Source organism: Streptomyces sp. NPDC000075 (assembly GCF_040301925.1).
In the GTDB taxonomy this organism is placed as follows: domain Bacteria; phylum Actinomycetota; class Actinomycetes; order Streptomycetales; family Streptomycetaceae; genus Streptomyces; species Streptomyces polychromogenes.
Map to the genome: position 1 here is coordinate 1 of NZ_JBEPFL010000043.1, position 17,021 is coordinate 17,021.

The following is a 17,021-nucleotide window of genomic DNA, read 5'->3' on the forward strand; positions in this document are numbered from 1 at the left end:
AATCGCCGGCGGGGCTTCATATAGCCCCGCCGGCGATTGAGGCGCGGGGTCTGGGGCGGAGCCCCGGGAAACGGTGAAAGGGCGGGGCGGGGAGAGGCTCCCGCAGGGCTCCGGCACGACCGCGCGGCGGAGGAGGTACGGCCACGGGTGGCCGCAGTTGAGGGCCAGGACCGTGCCGTCCGGGGCGATCTGGAGCAGGAGGACGGTGACGAAGTCCTCCGCGACCGGGGACTCCGGATCGGCCGCACAGGCCGAGGGGTGCTCCGCCCGCGCCCGCTCACGCAGGTGCCGCTGGAGGGAGCGCTCCATGCGGAGCAGCACCCCGCCCAGGGCCGGCTCGTCGTACGCGGCCTCCCGGAAGGAGCCGAGGACCGCCGCGGCCGCCCCCAGCGCCGGCAGCCCGTGCCCCCGTACGTCCCCGATCACCATCCGCACCCCGTACGCCGTCGGCACGGCCTCGTACAGGTCCCCGCCCACCGCCGCGCCCCGGCTCGCGGAGAGCTGGGCGGCGCACAGCGCCAGGCCGTCGATCCGCCCGGGCAGCGGCCGCAGCAGCACCCGCTGCGTGGCCCCGGCGATCTCCCGCGAGCGCCGCAGCTCGGCGATGAGGGCCCGCCGGACGTGCAGGGCGCTGCCCGTGGCCAGGATCAGGAAGGCGGCGCAGGTCGCGAGGCCGGCCCCCAGCGGCCCCGGCGTGGACAGCTCCCAGGACACCGCGGCGCCGCCCCAGGCGAGGACGCCCGCCAGGCGCGCCCGGTGCGGATCGCAGCGCGTGATCATCCGTAGGACGCTCCCCTCCGGCTCGTCGGCCGGAACGATTGTGTCGACCTCCTGACGTACCGGACACGGTGCGCCGCCCTTCTCACCCGAATGAGTGAGGATCGTCCGGAATGCGCGAAGGGCCCGTCCGGTGGTCCGGACGGGCCCTTCAGCGGTTCCTGCTCACGGCGGGTCAGGCGCCGCGCAGCACCGCCCCGGTCTGCTCACCGGCGAGGGCCACCGCGGCGTCGCGCGCGGCCGCGATCTCCTCGGCGGTCAGGGTGCGGTCGGGCGCGCGGAAGCGCAGCGCGTAGGCGAGGGACTTCTTGCCCTCGCCGACCTGCTCACCGGTGAACACGTCGAACAGCCGCAGCGATTCGAGGAGTTCGCCGGCGCCCTGGCGCAGCGCGGCCTCGACGGACGCGGCCGGGACGGACGCGTCGACGATCAGCGCGACGTCCTGGTGCGCCACCGGGAAGCCGGAGATCCGCGGCGCCCGGAGGGCCTCGCCGCCGGCCGCCGCGAGGAGGTCGAGGTCGAGCTCCATGGCGCTGGTGCGGGCGGGCAGGCCGAGGGCCTTGACCACGCGCGGGTGCAGCTCACCGGCGTGGCCGATGACCTTCTCGGCGCCGTCGAGGGTGACGACCAGCTCGGCGCAGCGGCCGGGGTGCCACGGACCGTACTGGCCCTGGCGGACGACCAGCTCGGCGCCGGCCTCGGCGGCCAGCACGCGGGCGGCCTGGACCGCGTCGGCCCAGTCGGCCGGGCGGCCCTTGCCCCACCAGCCGGCCTGCTCGCGAGCACCGGCCAGCACGACCGCGGCGTAGCGCGGCTGCGCGGGCAGGGCCGCGTCCAGGGTGGCGAGCTCCTCGTCCGTGGGACGGCGGTCGACGGGCAGCCGTACGGCGGCGCCCGGCTGCTCTCCGGCCAGGAAGACCGAACCGGTCTCGAAGAGCGCGAGGTCGTGGCTGCCGCGGCTGTCGTTGCGGCGCAGCGCGCCGAGCAGACCCGGCAGCAGCGTGGTGCGCAGCGCCGGCTCCTCGTCGGAGAGCGGGTTGACGAGCTTGACGACCCGGCGGCTCGCGTCGTCCGCGGGCAGCTGGAGCTGGTCGAAGACGCCCTCGCCGATGAACGGGTAGCTGAGCGCCTCGACGTAGCCGGCCCCGGCCAGGGCGCGGCCGACGCGGCGGTGCAGCTGCTGGCGCGGGGTCAGGCCGCGGCCGGAGGGCACCTGCGGGAGGGTGGAGGGGAGGTTCCCGTAGCCCTCCAGGCGGATGACCTCCTCGGCGAGGTCGTTGGGCGCGGCGAGGTCGGGCCGCCACGAGGGGACGGTGACGACGAGCTCGTCCTGGCCGTAGACGTCGCAGCCGATCTCCTGGAGGCGGCGCACGACGGTCTCGCGGCCGTACTCCATGCCCGCGACCCGGTCCGGGTGGTCGGCGCGCATCGCGACGGTGCGCGGGGCGCCCGGGGCGATGAGCTCGGTGACCCCGGCCTCGGCGGTGCCGCCCGCGAGCAGCACGAGGAGGTCGACGGTGCGCTGCGCGGCGGCGGCCGCCGCGAGCGGGTCGACGCCGCGCTCGAAGCGCTTGGAGGCCTCGGAGGACAGCTTCAGGCGGCGGGCGGTGCGCGAGATCGACACGGAGTCGAAGTGCGCGGCCTCGATCACCACGTCGGTGGTGCCGGTGACGACGCCGGTCTCGGGGTCGGTGACGGAGTCGGCGATCTCGGTGTTGGCGCCGCCCATGACACCGGCGAGCCCGATCGGGCCGCTGTTGTCGGTGATCACCAGGTCCTCGGCGTCGAGGGTGCGCTTGACCCCGTCGAGGGTGGTGAACTTCTCGCCCTGCTCGGCACGGCGGACGCCGATCTCGCCGTCGAGGCGGGAGCGGTCGTAGGCGTGCAGCGGCTGGCCGAGTTCGAGCATCACGTAGTTGGTGATGTCGACGGCGAGCGAGATCGGGCGCATGCCGGCCTTCTGGAGGCGGCGGGTGAGCCAGATCGGGGAACGCGCCTCGGGGTCGAGGCCGGTCACCGTACGGGCGGTGAAGCGGTCGCAGCCCTGCGGGTCGGAGATCTTCACCGCGTAGCCGTACGAGTTCGGCGCGGGCACGTCGAGCAGCGCCGGGTCGCGCAGCGGCAGGCCGTAGGCGGTGGCGGCCTCGCGGGCCACACCGCGCATGGACATGCAGTAGCCGCGGTCCGGGGTGATGTCGATGTCCAGGACCTCGTCGACGAGCTGGAGCAGCTCGATCGCGTCGGTGCCGGGCTCGTACTCCGGCGGCAGCACGATGATGCCGTGCGTGCCGTCGTCGCCCATGCCGAGCTCGTCGCCGGAACAGATCATGCCGTGCGAGGTCCGGCCGTACGTCTTGCGCGAGGCGATCGCGAAGTCGCCGGGCAGGACGGCGCCGGGCAGGACCACGACGACCTTGTCGCCGACGGAGAAGTTCCGGGCGCCGCAGACGATCTCCTGCGGTTCGCCGGTGCCGTTGGCGGTGCCGACGTCGACGGTGCAGAAGCGGATGGGCTTGCGGAAGCCCTCGAGCTCCTCGATGGTCAGCACCTGGCCGACGACGAGGGGGCCCTTGAGGCCGGCGCCGAGCGTCTCGACGGTCTCGACCTCGAGGCCGGCGTCGACGAGCTTGGCCGCCACGTCGCGGCCGGTCTCGCCCGCGGGGAGGTCGACGTACTCCCGCAGCCAGGAAAGCGGGACGCGCATCAGATCTCACTCCCGAACGGCCGGGTGAAGCGCACGTCACCCTCGACCATGTCTCGCATGTCTTCAACGTTGTGGCGGAACATCAGCATCCGCTCGATGCCGAACCCGAAGGCGAAGCCGCTGTACTTCTCGGGGTCCACACCGCAGGCGACGAGCACCTTCGGGTTGACCATGCCGCAGCCGCCGAGCTCGATCCAGCCCTCGCTGGAACAGGTACGGCAGGGGCGGTCGGGGTTGCCCACCGACGCGCCGCGGCAGACGTAGCACTGCATGTCCATCTCGGCGGACGGCTCGGTGAAGGGGAAGAAGTGCGGGCGCAGACGGGTGGTGGTGCCCTCGCCGAAGAGCTCCTGGACCATGTGGTCCATGGTGCCCTTGAGGTCCGCCATGGTCAGGCCCTCGTCCACGGCGAGCAGCTCGACCTGGTGGAAGACGGGGGTGTGCGTCGCGTCGAGCTCGTCGGTGCGGTACACGCGGCCCGGGCAGACGATGTAGACGGGGGGCTTGCGCTCCAGCAGCGAGCGCGCCTGCACCGGGGAGGTGTGGGTGCGCAGCACGACGCCGGACTCGTCGCCCTGGGTGCCCTCGGGGCCCTGGACGAAGAAGGTGTCCTGCATCTGGCGGGCCGGGTGGTCCGGGGTGAAGTTGAGGGCGTCGAAGTTGAACCACTCCGCCTCGACCTCGGGGCCTTCCGCGACCTCGTAGCCCATGCCGACGAAGATGTCCGCGATGCGGTCCATCAGCGTGGTCAGCGGGTGGCGGGCGCCGGCGGGCACACGGTCGTAGGGCAGCGTGACGTCCACCGCCTCCTCGACCAGCACCCGCTCGTCGCGCTCGGCCTCCAGGGCGACCGTGCGGGCCCCGAAGGCCTTGTTCACGGCGCCGCGGGCCTGTCCGACGCGCTTGCCCGCCTCGGCCTTGGCCTGGGGCGGCAGGGCGCCGATCTCGCGGTTGGCGAGCGCGAGGGGCGAGCGGTCGCCCATGTGCGCGGTCTTCGCCTCGCGGAGCTCGTCGAGGTCGCCGGCGGACGCGAAGGCGGCGAGCGCCTCGTCCCGCATGCGCTCGATCTCTTCCGGTTTCAGTGCCTCGACCTCGACAGGGTCGTACGACTTGTTCGGTGCCGACATCTCTTCCCGTACTTCCGATGGCTGGCTGGTGGGTCCCCGCACGACGCGCACGACTCGATCGGCGTGATCGGCACAAGGACACAAAGGTGCCAAAGGACGAGTCTAAGGGCCGCCGGGGGTGAGGAAGCCCGTGGGCCGCCTGGCGAGACTCTCCGCAGGGTTACTGGGTGAGGTAGGCCGGCGCGCTCACGGGCAGCATAAATCGGAACTCCGCGCCGCCGCCGGGTCCGCGCCCGACGGTGATGCTGCCGCCGTGGGCCTCCACGATGCCCTTGACGATGTACAGGCCCAGCCCGGTGCCGCCGCGCTTGCTCCCCCGCCAGAAGCGGGTGAAGACGCGGCCCATCGACTCCTCGGGGATTCCGGGGCCTTCGTCGGTCACGGTGACGGCTGTTCCCTTCTCGTGCGGCGCTACGTCGATGGTGACCGTTCCGTCGCCGTGCCGCACCGCATTTTCGAGGAGGTTGCCCAGGATCTGGTCGATCTTGTCCGGGTCGGCCCAGCAGTCGGGCAGCGGGCTGCTGACCCGTACGAGGAACCGCTCGGGCGCCTGGCCGTTCGCGGTGAGCGCCTGGACGTGGCGGCCGACGGCCGCGGCGAGGTCGACCGGCTGGCGGCGGACCTCCAGCCGGCCGGAGTCGATGCGGGAGATGTCGAGGAGCTCCGCGATGAGGCGGGTGACGCGGTTGGCGTCGGCGTCGACGGTCTCCAGCATCAGCCGCTTCTGGTCGTCGGTGAACCGCTCCCACTTGGCGAGCAGGGTCGCCGTGAAGCCCTTGACGGAGGTCAGCGGGGAGCGCAGCTCGTGCGCGACGGTGGCGATCAGCTCGGCGTGGCTGCGTTCGGTGCGGCGGCGGGCCTCGGTGCCGCGCAGGGTGACCACGAGGCGGCTCAGCGGGCCGGTGGGGCGGGTGCGCACGTACCGGGCGGAGACCAGCACCTCGCGCCCGCCCGGCAGCAGCAGGTTCCGCTCGGGCTGGCCGCTGCGGGTGGCGAGGCCGCCGTAGGGGTCGGTCAGCGCCCACCAGCGGCGGCCCTCGAGGTCCTCCAGCGGGAGCGCGCTCTCGATGCGGGCGCCGAGGGCGCGTCCGGCCGCGATGGCGGTGATCCGGGAGGCGGCGCGGTTGAAGCAGACGACGCGCCCGGCGTGGTCGGCGACGACGAGCCCGTCGGGGAGCTCGTCGGGGTCGACGGCGAAGGGCGCGCCGGGGGTGTCCGGGAGCCGTTCCCCGGCCGGCCCCGCGGCTCCCGCGGTCACCGGCGAGCTGTTTGTGCCGACGGTCATGTCCCCGTACCCCACATCTCCGGGTAGCTCAGTGGGCCCCCCGGACGGCCACATTACTAGCTGGGGGTCACGGAACGGCACCCTCCGGACGCCCGCTGTGCACGCGCGGACGCGTAGAGGCACACGGCGGCGGCCGTGGCGAGGTTCAGGCTCTCGGCCTTGCCGTGGATCGGGACCCGTACGACGGCGTCCGCGAGCTCCCGGGTCTCCTCGGGCAGGCCCCAGGCCTCGTTGCCGAAGACCCAGGCCGAGGGCCCGCCCATGGTGCCGGCGTCCAGTTCGGCGTCGAGGTCGTCCCGGCCGGCCCCGTCGGCCGCGAGGATCCGTACGCCCGCCGCCCGCAGCCCCGCCACGGCCTGCTCGACGGGGACGCCGACGGCCACCGGGAGGTGGAAGAGGGAGCCCACGGAGGCGCGGACGGACTTGGGGTTGTAGAGGTCGACGGAGGCGTCGGTCAGCACCACCGCGTCGGCTCCCGCGGCGTCGGCGCAGCGCAGGACGGTGCCGGCGTTCCCGGGGTCGCGGACGTGGGCGAGGACGGCGACGAGCTTCGGGCCGGACCGGAGGATCTCCTCGAAGGGGGAGTCCAGGAAGTGGCAGACGCCGACGAGCCCCTGCGGGGTGACCGTCTGCGAGACCTCCGCGAGCACCTCGTCGGAGGCGTAGTGCACCCGCGCCCCGCCCAGCAGCGCCGCCTCGACGATGTCGGCGTAGCGTTCCGCGGCCTCGACGGTGGCGAACAGCTCGATCAGGGTCGCGCCCTCGGGCCCGCGGTGCGCGACCGCCTCGCGCACGGCCTGGGGACCCTCGGCGAGGAACCGGCGCTCCTTGGTGCGGAAGTTGCGCCGCGCCAGCCGCCGTGCGGCGGCCACCCGCGGGGATCGGGGGGAGATCAGCTCGGCGGGGGTGGGCATGGTCTCAGGGTTCTCTCTCGGGTGGTCCGGGGCAGGGTGAACGCACACGGACCCGCAGGCGAACGCCTGCGGGTCCGTGGGTGCCGGCCTCAGTGAGCGGGCCGGCTATGCCTTACGCGGCGGCCTTGGGCGCGTTGACGTCGGCCGGGAGGGCCTTCTGCGCGACCTCGACGAGCGCGGCGAACGCGTTGGCGTCGTTGACGGCCAGCTCGGCCAGGATCTTGCGGTCCACCTCGATGTTGGCGGCCTTCAGACCCTGGATGAGGCGGTTGTACGTCATGCCGTTCTGGCGGGCAGCGGCGTTGATGCGCTGGATCCACAGCTGACGGAAGTCGCCCTTGCGCTTCTTGCGGTCGTTGAAGTTGTAGACCAGCGAGTGGGTGACCTGCTCCTTGGCCTTGCGGTACAGGCGCGAACGCTGACCGCGGTAGCCGGAGGCCGCCTCGAGGATCGCCCGGCGCTTCTTGTGGGCGTTTACTGCCCGCTTGACGCGTGCCACTTTTTAACTCCTTGTAGCGGGGCCGTGGTTGTCTTCACACGGCCCGAATTCGATGGGGTCCCGGTCTCGACGTCCCGCTCCCCCCGAGGGGGAAGCGGAGGAACGTCACTTGCCGAGAAGCTTCTTGATCTTCGCGGCGTCGCCGGGGGCCATCTCCGCGGTGCCGGTCAGGCGGCGGGTGACACGGGACGACTTGTGCTCGAGCAGGTGGCGCTTGCCGGCGCGCTCACGGAGCACCTTGCCGGAGCCGGTGATCTTGAAGCGCTTCTTGGAACCGCTGTGCGTCTTGTTCTTCGGCATAGCGCCGTTATCTCCTCGTCGGTGGCGCCCCCACCGGTCCTCGCGGACCGGCTGGCGGGAGCGTCATGTTGTGTGGGTGATCCGAGACGGGCTTGCCTCGGAATCAGGCCTCGGTGTTCGCCTCGGCGGAGCCGTCGGCGTCGACCTCGGTGGGCTCCACCTCGGCGGACTCCGCCTGAGCGGCCTCCGCGTCGGCCGGAGCGGCCTCGGCGGCGGCACCACCCTGGCGCTCGGCCTTGCGGGCGGCCTGCGCCTCGCGGGCTTCGGCCATCGCCTCGGTCTTCTTCTTGTGCGGACCGAGAACCATGATCATGTTCCGGCCGTCCTGCTTGGGGTTCGACTCGATGAAGCCGAGGTCCTGGACGTCCTCCGCGAGACGCTGCAGCAGTCGGTAGCCGAGCTCCGGCCGGGACTGCTCGCGACCACGGAACATGATCGTGATCTTGACCTTGTCGCCCTGCTTGAGGAACCGAACGACGTGACCCTTCTTGGTGTCATAGTCGTGCGGGTCGATCTTCGGCCGGAGCTTCATCTCCTTGATGACCGTGTGCGCCTGGTTCTTGCGCGCCTCACGGGCCTTCATGGCCGACTCGTACTTGAACTTGCCGTAGTCCATGAGCTTGCAGACCGGCGGGCGAGCGGAAGCCGCGACCTCGACCAGGTCCAGGTCGTACTCCTGCGCGAGCTCAAGCGCCTTCGCAAGCGGAACAATGCCCACCTGTTCGCCGCTGGGACCGACGAGTCGCACCTCAGGGACGCGAATCCGATCGTTGATGCGGGGCTCGGTGCTGATGGATCCTCCTCGGTAGCACCACACGGCTGTCTGGCAGACAACCGCTGACGTCTTTGTGTCGTCAGACCTCAACCGCGGCGGAGAATGAAAAATGCCCCGCCGGGCACAGGCAGGGGCTCCAAAACAACCGGAGCACCGCCGCGTGCGAACCGCGGGGCGCAACTCGGCGGCCTTCCATCGTCCGTACGGAACGATGGATACCGCCTGACCGGATGACCCGCCTCCCCGGAGGGTGGTCGGGTGGGAGATCGGAGCCTCCACTTGTGGGCCGGGCACACAGGTGTCCGGCCGGTCGATGTACATACTACCCCACGCGTGGCAAGGCCGCCGCACGACCTATCGTGGAGCGCATGACTGACGCGACGCCCTCCGATTCCACCACTCCCGACTACGACGAGATGACCCGCGACATCGCGGACGTCCCGGCCGTCGAGGTCATCACCACGGTGGCCGTCCACCTGCTGAGCGCCGCGGCGGTCAACCTGGGCCTGGACAAGCCGGACTCCGAACACAAGGACCTCGACGAGGCCCGCAAGCTGATCACCGCCCTGGCCGGCCTGGTCACCGCCAGCGCCACCGAGATCAGCTCCTTCCACGCGGCCCCGCTGCGCGACGGCCTGAAGTCGCTCCAGCTGGCCTTCCGCGAGGCCTCCCTCGTCCAGGACGAGCCGGGCCAGGGCCCGGGCGAGAAGTTCACGGGCCCGGTCTACGCCTGACCCCGCCGCACGGTTCTGCTCGACCGGCCGAAGGGCCGCCCGCGAGGTGTTCTCGGGCGGCCCTTCGGCGTGCGTACGGGGTCCTCAGCGCGTGAAGAGCGGCTCACCCGGCGGGACCGGGGCGTCGGCCGGGAGCAGGGCCAGGTCCAGGCCTCGGACGAGGCGCCCGCGCAGGGTCTCGTCCGCCGCGAGGGCCTCGGCCACCCGGCGGGCGGCCGGGGCGACCGGCGCCCCCTCGGACAGCACGATCGCGAGGGTGCCGTCGGCGGCGGCCCCGCCGGGGCCCAGGTGGGCGCGGAGCACGGCCGGCTCGGCGGCCACCGCGGCCCGTACCGCCCCGCGCACGGCCGGGTCGGCCAGCGGGTCGGCGTCGGTGCGGCCCTCGGCCAGCGCGAGCAGCGCGGAGCCGGTCAGCTGGTACGGGACGGGGCCGGCCAGGTCGAGGACGATCGTGTCGGCCTTCTCGTGCGCCGCGGCGGCCAGGGCCTGGTGCAGCGGGACCGCCACCGGGCGGGCCGCCGGGTCCCAGAGCGCCAGCGAGGCGATGGAGGTGAAGGCGGGCAGCGCCCGGCGGTTGCCGGCCGTGAGGGTGGGGACGGCCATGTCGCTGGTCTTCTCGCGCTTGAGTCCGGTCTCCGGGTCGGTCTCGACCTCGCCCAGCACCGCCACGACGGGCACCAGCAGCCGGGCGTCCTTCAGGGCCGCGAGCAGTTCCGGCTCCCGCGCGCGGTCCTCGGCCCAGGCGGCCAGGGCCGCGCTCAGCCGGGGGTCGGCGGTGCCGTCGTCGTCGGAGAAACCGGGGTCTGGAATGTTCTTGGTCGCCACAATGACCCGACCCTATCCCGCCGGGGGGAAGGACTCCCCCGCCGCGTCCCGCCGTGCGGCGCGCGGGCGCCGGGCCAGTACGGCGGCCAGCACCAGCAGCGCCGCTCCCCCGGCGGCGGCCGCCGGGGCGGTCCGCCGGGAGCCCCGTCCGGCCGCCGGGGCCGGGTCGGGGCCGGGGCCGAAGAAGCGCCGCCCGGCCGGGACGGCGACGGGGGCCGGGCCCTCGGGGCGCAGCGCGGCGGCTGCCTGGAGGGCGGCGAGCGGGTCGACCGTGCCGTGGCCGCGGGCGTCGTCGCGGCCGCCGGCCGGCCGTCCGGTGGCGGTGTCCTCCAGCACCTTCTTGACCTGCGCCGGGGACAGGCCCGGGTGGGCGGCCTTGACGAGGGCCACGGCGCCGGAGACGAAGGCGGCGGCGGCGCTGGTGCCCCAGCCCTCGTAGTAGGCGCGGTCGGGGTCGGCGATGACCACGTCGACGCCGGGGGCGCTGACGGTGGCGTACCAGTGGCGGGTGGAGAAGGGGGCCTTGCGGCCCTGCCGGTCGACGGCGGCGACGGCGATGACGCCGGGGTAGGCGGCGGGGTAGGAGGTGTGGTCGCCGCGTTCGCCGCCGTTGCCCGCGGAGGCGACAACGACCACGCCCTTGGCGAGGGCGTACTGGACGGCCTCGTCCTCGGCGGCCTCGTGGTGGGCGGAGTCGCTGTCGTCGCCGAGCGACATGTTGATCACGTCGGCGCCGTGGTCGGCGGCCCAGCGGATGCCTTCGGCGAGGGCGCCGGACTTGCTGTCGCGGGCCTTGGCGCGGCCCGGGTCGCCCTCCTCCAGGATCACGCGGACCGGGAGGATCCTGGCGTGGGGCGCGATCCCGAGGACGCCCTGGGAGCGGTCGGGGCCGTGGCCGTGGCCCGCGATGATGCTGGCCATCGCGGTGCCGTGGCGGGCCCAGGCGCGGTCGCCGCGTCCGGCGCCCATGCCGACGAGGTCGGTGCCGTCGAGGACCTGGCCGTCGAGGTCGGGGTGGGTGGAGTCGACGCCGGTGTCGAGGACGGCGACGGTGATCCCGTCGCCCTGGGTGATGCCCCAGGCCTCCTCGGCGCGCAGGGCCTGGAGGCCCCACTGCCGGTCGCGGATGGTGTCGGCGACCGCGGGCGGCGCCCCGGCGCCCACCAGCAGCGCGGCCAGGACGGCGGCCCCGGCGACGCGGAGGGCCGGGGTCGGGGCGGGGGCTGTGGTCGTGGGGGGCTCCGGGGCCGGCGCGGGGGTTCGGGCCGGACGGGTGGTGCGGGGCATCAGGGGGTCTCCTGGCGCGGCCGGCGGGGGGCGGCGGCCTGCGCGTCGGGCTCGGTGCCGGGGGGCGCGGCGAGGGCGCCGAGGGCGCGTTCGACGCGGACCGCGAGGGCCTTGGCCTCGTGGCCCAGCCCCGCTTCGGCGACGGTGCCGGTGCCACCGGGCCGGGCCGCTTCCTCGGCGGGGACGGGGGCGTCCATGGCGCGGCCGTCGGCGAAGGCGGAGACGGCGTAGACGACGGCGGGGGCCTCGGCGACGACGCCGGCCGTCCAGGCGGCCCGGCGGGAGTCGGCGTACTCGTAGGCGGGCGGGGCGGGGAGGCGTCCGCGCAGGCCGTCCATCACCTTGGCCTCGGCGGGGGTGAAGACCAGGCCGACGGTGATCAGGGAGCTGCGGGTGGAGTCCGTGTAGGTGGCGCGGAGCACCCGGGTGCAGCCGGCGGCGGCGAGCGCGGCGCGCCAGTCGGCGGGCAGGACGGCGCAGTCCGCGTCGGGGGCCAGGGCGATCCGGGTCCAGGTGCGGCTGGAGCCGCCGGGTCCGGCCTCGCGGTCCTCGACCACGGGGGGCAGGAGTCCGTCCACGGGGGCGGTGTGCCAGAGGGACGCGGCCTTGCGGTAGGCGGCGTCGGGGGGCAGCGGGCGGTGGTCGGCGCGGTACCGGCTCCAGGTGGTGGCGGCGCCCCCGGCGAGGAGGGCGGAGCCGAGCAGGGCGCAGAGGACGGCGGCGGTGACGCGGGCCGGGTGGTGGCGGGGCGCGGGGGCCGGGGGCGGCGGCTGCCCGGGGTCGTCGAGGACCTCGGTCCGCGGTGTCGTCGTGGTCATGCGGCGGCTCCGCCCCCCGTTCCGTACGGCTGCCTGCCCGTACTCTACGGGGCCGTCGCCCCGGCCCGGGCGGGGACGGGTGGGGGGCAGGGCCGCCCGGACCCCTACCCGTCGGTACGGCCGTCTGGCAAGCTGCCGCCCATGACTTCGGACCGGGCCCGGTACGACCGGGCGACCGCGCGTCTCGACGCGCCCCTGGCCATCGTGGACCTGGACGCCTTCGACGCGAACGCCGACGACCTGGTGCGGAGGGCGGGCGGGAAGCCGGTCCGGGTCGCCAGCAAGTCCGTGCGCTGCCGCTCGCTCCTCGAACGGGTCCTGGCCCGGCCGGGGTTCGCGGGGATCATGTCGTACACCCTGGCGGAGTCGCTGTGGCTGGCGCGGTCGGGGTTCGGGGACGTGCTGCTCGCCTATCCGTCGGCGGACCGGGCCGGGTTCGGGGAGCTGGCGGGTGACGCCAAGCTGGCCGGCGCGGTGACCGTGATGGTCGACGATCCGGCGCAGCTGGACCTGATCGACCGTTCGCGTTCGGGCCGGGCCGAGGAGATCCGGGTCTGCCTGGAACTGGACACGTCCCTGCGGCTGTTGGGCGGGCGGGTGCGGGTCGGGGCGCGGCGCTCGCCGCTGCGGGAGCCGGGGCAGCTGGCGGAGCTGGCGCGGGCGGTGGCCTCCCGGCCGGGGTTCCGGGTGGTGGGGCTGATGGCGTACGAGGGGCATGTGGCCGGGGTCGGGGACGCGGTGGCCGGGCGTCCGGTGCGGTCGCGGATGATCCGGCTGATGCAGGGCGCGGCCCGCCGGGAGCTGGCGGCGCGGCGGGGCGAGGTGGTGCGTGCCGTGCGGTCGGTGGTGCCGGACCTGGAGTTCGTCAACGGCGGCGGTACGGGGAGCGTGGCGGAGACGGCCGCGGAGGAGGCGGTGACGGAGATCGCGGCCGGTTCGGGTCTGTACATGCCGCGGCTGTTCGACAACTACACCTCGTTCCGGGGGCGTCCGGCGGCGCTGTTCGCGCAGCCGGTGGTGCGCCGGCCGGGGGTGGGGGTGGTGACCGTGCTGGGCGGCGGTTATCCGGCGTCGGGTGCGGCGGGGGCGGACCGGCTCCCGGTGCCGTACCTGCCCGCGGGGCTGCGTTACGACCCGCAGGAGGGGGCTGGTGAGGTGCAGACCCCGCTGCTGGGGAGCCCGGCCGACGACCTGCTGATCGGCGACCGGGTCTGGTTCCGGCACGCGAAGGCCGGGGAGCTGTGCGAGCGGTTCGACACGCTGCACCTGGTGGAGGGCGACCGGGTGACCGCGTCCGTCCCGACCTACCGGGGCGAGGGGCTGACGTTCCTTTAGGGGTGGGTCAGAAGACGGTGTCCGTCTGGTCCGGGATGACGCTGGTGTCGGCCCGGCGGACGGGGGCCGGCGTGCCGTCGTGGTCGGTGTAGCCGGTGGTGGAGCAGGGGTAGGGGCTGCTCTTCTGCTTCTTGGGCTCGATGAACATGGGGTTCACGATCCACTTGCCGTCGCTGTTGTCGTAGGCGCGGCACATGAGTTCGCTCTTGTTGCGGTTGACCACCAGGCGCAGGGCGGTGGCGTCGCGCAGGAAGGTGACGTCGGTGTCGGAGTCGCCGGCGGCGAAGACCTGGCGGCGGGGGGCGGGCTGGACCTTCTCGGCGGCCGCGCCGCGGACGCCGAAGACCTCCTTGTTGATCCAGCAGCGCTTGCCGTCGACGTAGGTGATCATCGAGTCGGCGCCGTCGGGGACGGTTCCGCAGCCCTGGAGGTGGGTGGTCAGCTTCCCGTCGCGGGTGGTGTTGCGGATGCCGATGACGTGGTCGGCGGCGACGCCGGCGCCCTGGGCCCAGACCTCGACGACGGGCTGCGGGGAGGCTGAGCTGATCCAGACGTCGAATCCGGCGCGCTGGAGGTTCTTGATGAGGTCGCGCTGCTGGTCGTAGTAGCGGACCCAGCCGGTGGCGGTGGTGGTGCCGACCTGCTGCTTGGCGCCGATGGGGGCGGCGAGGTTCTCGGTGCGGGCGGCGGCGGCGAAGCCGCGGACCTGGGCCGGGGTCCAGCCCTGCATGAGCTGCGGGAGCCAGGCGTAGGCGGGTTCGGTGGTGCGGTGGTCCCAGCCGGCGAAGGCGGGGGCGCCGGTGCGGGTGGCGGAGGCGCCGTAGACGGAGTTGATCTCGTCGGCGCAGGCGGCGCCCTCGGGGGTGCCGGTGGGCAGGGGGGCGCCGGGGCGGGCGAGGGGGGCGCAGGCGGTGGTGAGGGCGTGGTCGGCGGCGGGGGTGAGGTAGCGGCTGGTGCTCTTCCAGTCGGCGGGCCGGCGGATCTTCCCGTTGCGCAGGAGCCAGAACATGGTGGCGTCGCCGACGTCGTTCTTGACGACGGTGTTGTCCCAGTCGAAGACGGCGACGGGTCTGGTGCGGCCGGGGCGGTAGGGGTTGCAGCTGCCGTACTGGTCGATGAGCTGCTGGAGCCGGGCCCGGTTGTCCCCGTACCAGCCGGCGGCGAGCTTCGGGGTGGTGCAGGCGGGGTGCGCGGCCTGGGCGGGGGCGGCGGCGGTGAGGGCGCCGGCGGCCGTCGCGAGGGCGACGGCCGCCGCCTGGATCCGGCGGTGGGTGCGGGGTCGGGTCACGGGGGTGGCACTCCTGGTTCTCGTACAAGATCGTCGGTGACGGTAGAGCACGACAGCCGGGCGTCGTGCGACGCCCGGCTGTCGTGGGGGTGGTGCCGAGGTGAACGTCGGGTGACGGCGGAGCCGGTGTGCGGGGCCCGTCGCCGGGGCCGGCTACAGGGGGGTGACGTACGCGCCCGAGATGCCGCCGTCGACGAGGAAGTCGGTGGCGTTGATGAAGGAGGAGTCGTCGCTGGCGAGGAAGGCGACGGCGGCCGCGATCTCGGTGGGTTCGGCGAAGCGGCCGAGCGGGATGTGCACGAGGCGGCGGGCGGCCCGCTCGGGGTCCTTGGCGAACAGCTCCTGGAGCAGCGGGGTGTTGACGGGGCCCGGGCACAGGGCGTTGACGCGGATGCCCTCGCGGGCGAACTGGACGCCGAGTTCGCGGGACATGGCGAGGACGCCGCCCTTGGAGGCGGTGTAGGAGATCTGGGAGGTGGCGGCTCCCATGATGGCCACGAAGGAGGCGGTGTTGATGATGGAGCCGCGGCCCTGGCGCTGCATGTAGGGGAGGGCGGCCTTGCAGCAGAGGTAGACGGAGGTGAGGTTGACGTCCTGGACGCGGCGCCAGGCGTCGAGCTCGGTGGTGAGGATGGAGTCGTCGTCCGGGGGTGAGATGCCGGCGTTGTTGAAGGCGATGTCGACGGAGCCGTAGGTGTCGAAGGCCGTCTTGAAGAGGGCGTCGACCTGCTCCTTGTCGGTGACGTCGACCTGGACGAAGGTGCCGCCGACCTCCTCGGCGGCGGCCTTGCCGGCGATGGGGTCGATGTCGGCGCACACGACGTTGGCGCCCTCGGAGGCCAGGCGGCGGGCGGTGGCGAGGCCGATGCCGCTGCCGGCTCCGGTGATGACGGCGGTGCGGCCGATCAGGCGGCGGCAGACGATCTCTTCGTTGGTCTGGCTGGACATGGTTCTCAGGCCTCCGTGCTGATGAAGACGTTCTTGGTCTCGGTGAATGCGGTGAGGGCGTCGGGTCCGAGCTCGCGGCCGAGTCCGGACTGCTTGTATCCGCCGAACGGGGTCCAGTAGCGGACGCTGCTGTGGGAGTTGACGGAGAGGTTGCCGGCCTGGACGGCGCGCGAGACGCGCAGGGCGCGGCCGACGTCGCGGGTCCAGAGGGAGCCGGAGAGGCCGTACTCGGTGGCGTTGGCGAGGCGTACGGCGTCCTCCTCGTCCTCGAAGGGCAGGAGGACGGCGACCGGTCCGAAGACCTCCTCGGCGGCCACGGGCGCGGTGGGGTCGACGTCCGTGATCAGGGTCGGCGGGTACCAGAAGCCGGGGCCCTCGGGGGCCGTGCCGCGGACGGCCTTGAGGTCGTCGGTGACGTAGGCGCGGACGCGTTCCAGCTGGGCGGCGGAGATGAGCGGGCCCATCTGGGTCTTCTCGTCGAGCGGGTCGCCCACGACCACGGAGGTGAGGGCGGGGGTGACGAGGTCGAGGAAGCGGTCGTAGACGGAGCGCTGGACGAGGATCCGGGTGCGGGCGCAGCAGTCCTGGCCGGTGTTGTCGAGGTAGGCCATGGGGGCGGCCGCGGCCGCCGCTTCGAGGTCGGCGTCGGCGAAGACGATGTTGGGGCTCTTGCCGCCGAGTTCGAGGGTGACGCGCTTCACCCGGTCGGCGCACTTGGACATGATCTGCTTGCCGACCCGGGTGGAGCCGGTGAAGACGATCTTCGCGATGCCGGGGTGTTCGACGAGCGCGTCGCCGGTGACCGCTCCGTGGCCGGGGAGCACCTGGAAGAGGTGTTCGGGGATCCCGGCTTCGAGGGCGAGTTCGGCGAGGCGCAGGGCGGTGAGGGGGGTGGTCTCGGCGGGCTTGAGGATGACGGCGTTGCCGGCGGCGAGGGCGGGTGCCAGGCCCCAGGCGGCGATCGGCATCGGGAAGTTCCAGGGGGCGATCACGCCGATGACGCCGAGGGGTTCGAGGAAGGTGACGTCGATGCCTCCCGCGACGGGGATCTGGCGTCCGGAGAGGCGTTCGACTCCCCCGGCGGCGAAGTCGAGCAGGTCGCGGACGTTGCCGGCTTCCCAGCGGGCGTTGCCGAGGGTGTGGCCTGCCTCGCGGACCTCCAGGCGGGCCAGTTCCTCGATGTGTCCGTCGACGACCGCGGCGAAGCGGCGCAGGATCCGGGCCCGGTCGGCGGGGGCGGCGGCGGCCCAGCCGCGCTGGGCGGCCGTGGCGCGTGCGACGGCGGCGTCGACGTCGTCCCGTGTGGCGGCCGGGACGGTGGCGACGAGTTCCTCGGTGGCCGGGTTGAGCACCCTCAGGTGGGAGGGGTCCAGCGCTTCGGACACGTGGTGCCTTTCTGGGGTGG

Annotated in this window: 16 protein-coding genes; 2 read left to right on the top strand and 14 right to left on the bottom strand. The window is 73.8% G+C overall.

Annotated elements, in window-relative coordinates:
• The 8 genes from ABT403_RS34070 to infC all read right to left on the bottom strand — a co-directional run.
• Nucleotides 1-780 (bottom strand): PP2C family protein-serine/threonine phosphatase (locus ABT403_RS34070; protein WP_351650565.1); only part of this gene is annotated, 780 nt, incomplete at its 3' end.
• Nucleotides 781-952: 172 nt separating this feature from the next.
• Nucleotides 953-3,481 (bottom strand): phenylalanine--tRNA ligase subunit beta, encoded by a 2,529-nt coding sequence (pheT, locus tag ABT403_RS34075; RefSeq protein ID WP_344159124.1) that lies wholly within the window; start codon nt 3,479-3,481, stop codon nt 953-955.
• The gene (gene pheS / locus ABT403_RS34080) at nt 3,481-4,608 is read right to left on the bottom strand and encodes a phenylalanine--tRNA ligase subunit alpha (RefSeq protein WP_344159122.1); all 1,128 of its coding nucleotides are present in this window, start codon (nt 4,606-4,608) and stop codon (nt 3,481-3,483) included. Before pheS ends, pheT begins: the two co-directional genes overlap by 1 nt.
• Before the next feature lie 160 nt (nt 4,609-4,768).
• Nucleotides 4,769-5,893 (bottom strand): sensor histidine kinase, encoded by a 1,125-nt coding sequence (locus tag ABT403_RS34085; RefSeq protein WP_344159120.1) that lies wholly within the window; start codon nt 5,891-5,893, stop codon nt 4,769-4,771.
• A gap of 56 nt (nt 5,894-5,949) precedes the next feature.
• A complete protein-coding gene (locus ABT403_RS34090; RefSeq protein ID WP_344159118.1) occupies nt 5,950-6,807 on the bottom strand; it encodes a TrmH family RNA methyltransferase in 858 nt (285 codons plus the stop codon).
• Between the two features lie 112 nt (nt 6,808-6,919).
• On the bottom strand, nt 6,920-7,306 hold the full coding sequence (gene rplT / locus ABT403_RS34095; protein WP_007263143.1) for a 50S ribosomal protein L20: 387 nt from the start codon (nt 7,304-7,306) through the stop codon (nt 6,920-6,922).
• Between the two features lie 105 nt (nt 7,307-7,411).
• The gene (rpmI, locus tag ABT403_RS34100) at nt 7,412-7,606 is read right to left on the bottom strand and encodes a 50S ribosomal protein L35 (protein WP_030387121.1); all 195 of its coding nucleotides are present in this window, start codon (nt 7,604-7,606) and stop codon (nt 7,412-7,414) included.
• 103 nt (nt 7,607-7,709) lie between these two features.
• Nucleotides 7,710-8,423 (bottom strand): translation initiation factor IF-3, encoded by a 714-nt coding sequence (gene infC, locus ABT403_RS34105; RefSeq protein ID WP_344159114.1) that lies wholly within the window; start codon nt 8,421-8,423, stop codon nt 7,710-7,712.
• Between the two features lie 326 nt (nt 8,424-8,749).
• On the opposite strand from infC, the gene ABT403_RS34110 reads away from it, so the two are divergent.
• Nucleotides 8,750-9,115: a DUF1844 domain-containing protein gene (locus ABT403_RS34110; RefSeq protein ID WP_344159112.1), complete on the top strand. Its 366-nt coding sequence runs from the start codon at nt 8,750-8,752 to the stop codon at nt 9,113-9,115.
• An 84-nt stretch (nt 9,116-9,199) separates the two neighbouring features.
• Here ABT403_RS34110 and ABT403_RS34115 read toward each other — a convergent pair whose 3' ends face one another.
• The 3 genes from ABT403_RS34115 to ABT403_RS34125 are packed head-to-tail and all read right to left on the bottom strand — an operon-like array spanning nt 9,200 to nt 12,045.
• A complete protein-coding gene (locus tag ABT403_RS34115) occupies nt 9,200-9,940 on the bottom strand; it encodes an SseB family protein (protein ID WP_344159110.1) in 741 nt (246 codons plus the stop codon).
• 12 nt (nt 9,941-9,952) lie between these two features.
• Nucleotides 9,953-11,227 (bottom strand): type VII secretion-associated serine protease mycosin, encoded by a 1,275-nt coding sequence (gene mycP / locus ABT403_RS34120; RefSeq protein WP_344159108.1) that lies wholly within the window; start codon nt 11,225-11,227, stop codon nt 9,953-9,955.
• The gene (locus ABT403_RS34125; protein WP_344159106.1) at nt 11,227-12,045 is read right to left on the bottom strand and encodes a hypothetical protein; all 819 of its coding nucleotides are present in this window, start codon (nt 12,043-12,045) and stop codon (nt 11,227-11,229) included. Before ABT403_RS34125 ends, mycP begins: the two co-directional genes overlap by 1 nt.
• A gap of 141 nt (nt 12,046-12,186) precedes the next feature.
• Here ABT403_RS34125 and ABT403_RS34130 point away from each other — a divergent pair, with 141 nt between their 5' ends.
• The gene (locus ABT403_RS34130) at nt 12,187-13,380 is read left to right on the top strand and encodes an amino acid deaminase/aldolase (protein ID WP_344159104.1); all 1,194 of its coding nucleotides are present in this window, start codon (nt 12,187-12,189) and stop codon (nt 13,378-13,380) included.
• Between the two features lie 7 nt (nt 13,381-13,387).
• On the opposite strand, the gene ABT403_RS34135 is transcribed toward ABT403_RS34130, so the two are convergent.
• The 3 genes from ABT403_RS34135 to ABT403_RS34145 all read right to left on the bottom strand — a co-directional run bounded on the left by ABT403_RS34135 (nt 13,388) and on the right by ABT403_RS34145 (nt 17,001).
• A complete protein-coding gene (locus tag ABT403_RS34135) occupies nt 13,388-14,668 on the bottom strand; it encodes a haloacid dehalogenase-like hydrolase (RefSeq protein WP_344159102.1) in 1,281 nt (426 codons plus the stop codon).
• Between the two features lie 153 nt (nt 14,669-14,821).
• Nucleotides 14,822-15,616: a 3-oxoacyl-ACP reductase gene (locus tag ABT403_RS34140; protein ID WP_344159100.1), complete on the bottom strand. Its 795-nt coding sequence runs from the start codon at nt 15,614-15,616 to the stop codon at nt 14,822-14,824.
• Nucleotides 15,617-15,621: 5 nt separating this feature from the next.
• Nucleotides 15,622-17,001 (bottom strand): aldehyde dehydrogenase family protein, encoded by a 1,380-nt coding sequence (locus tag ABT403_RS34145; RefSeq protein ID WP_344159098.1) that lies wholly within the window; start codon nt 16,999-17,001, stop codon nt 15,622-15,624.
• Nucleotides 17,002-17,021 lie beyond the last annotated feature (20 nt).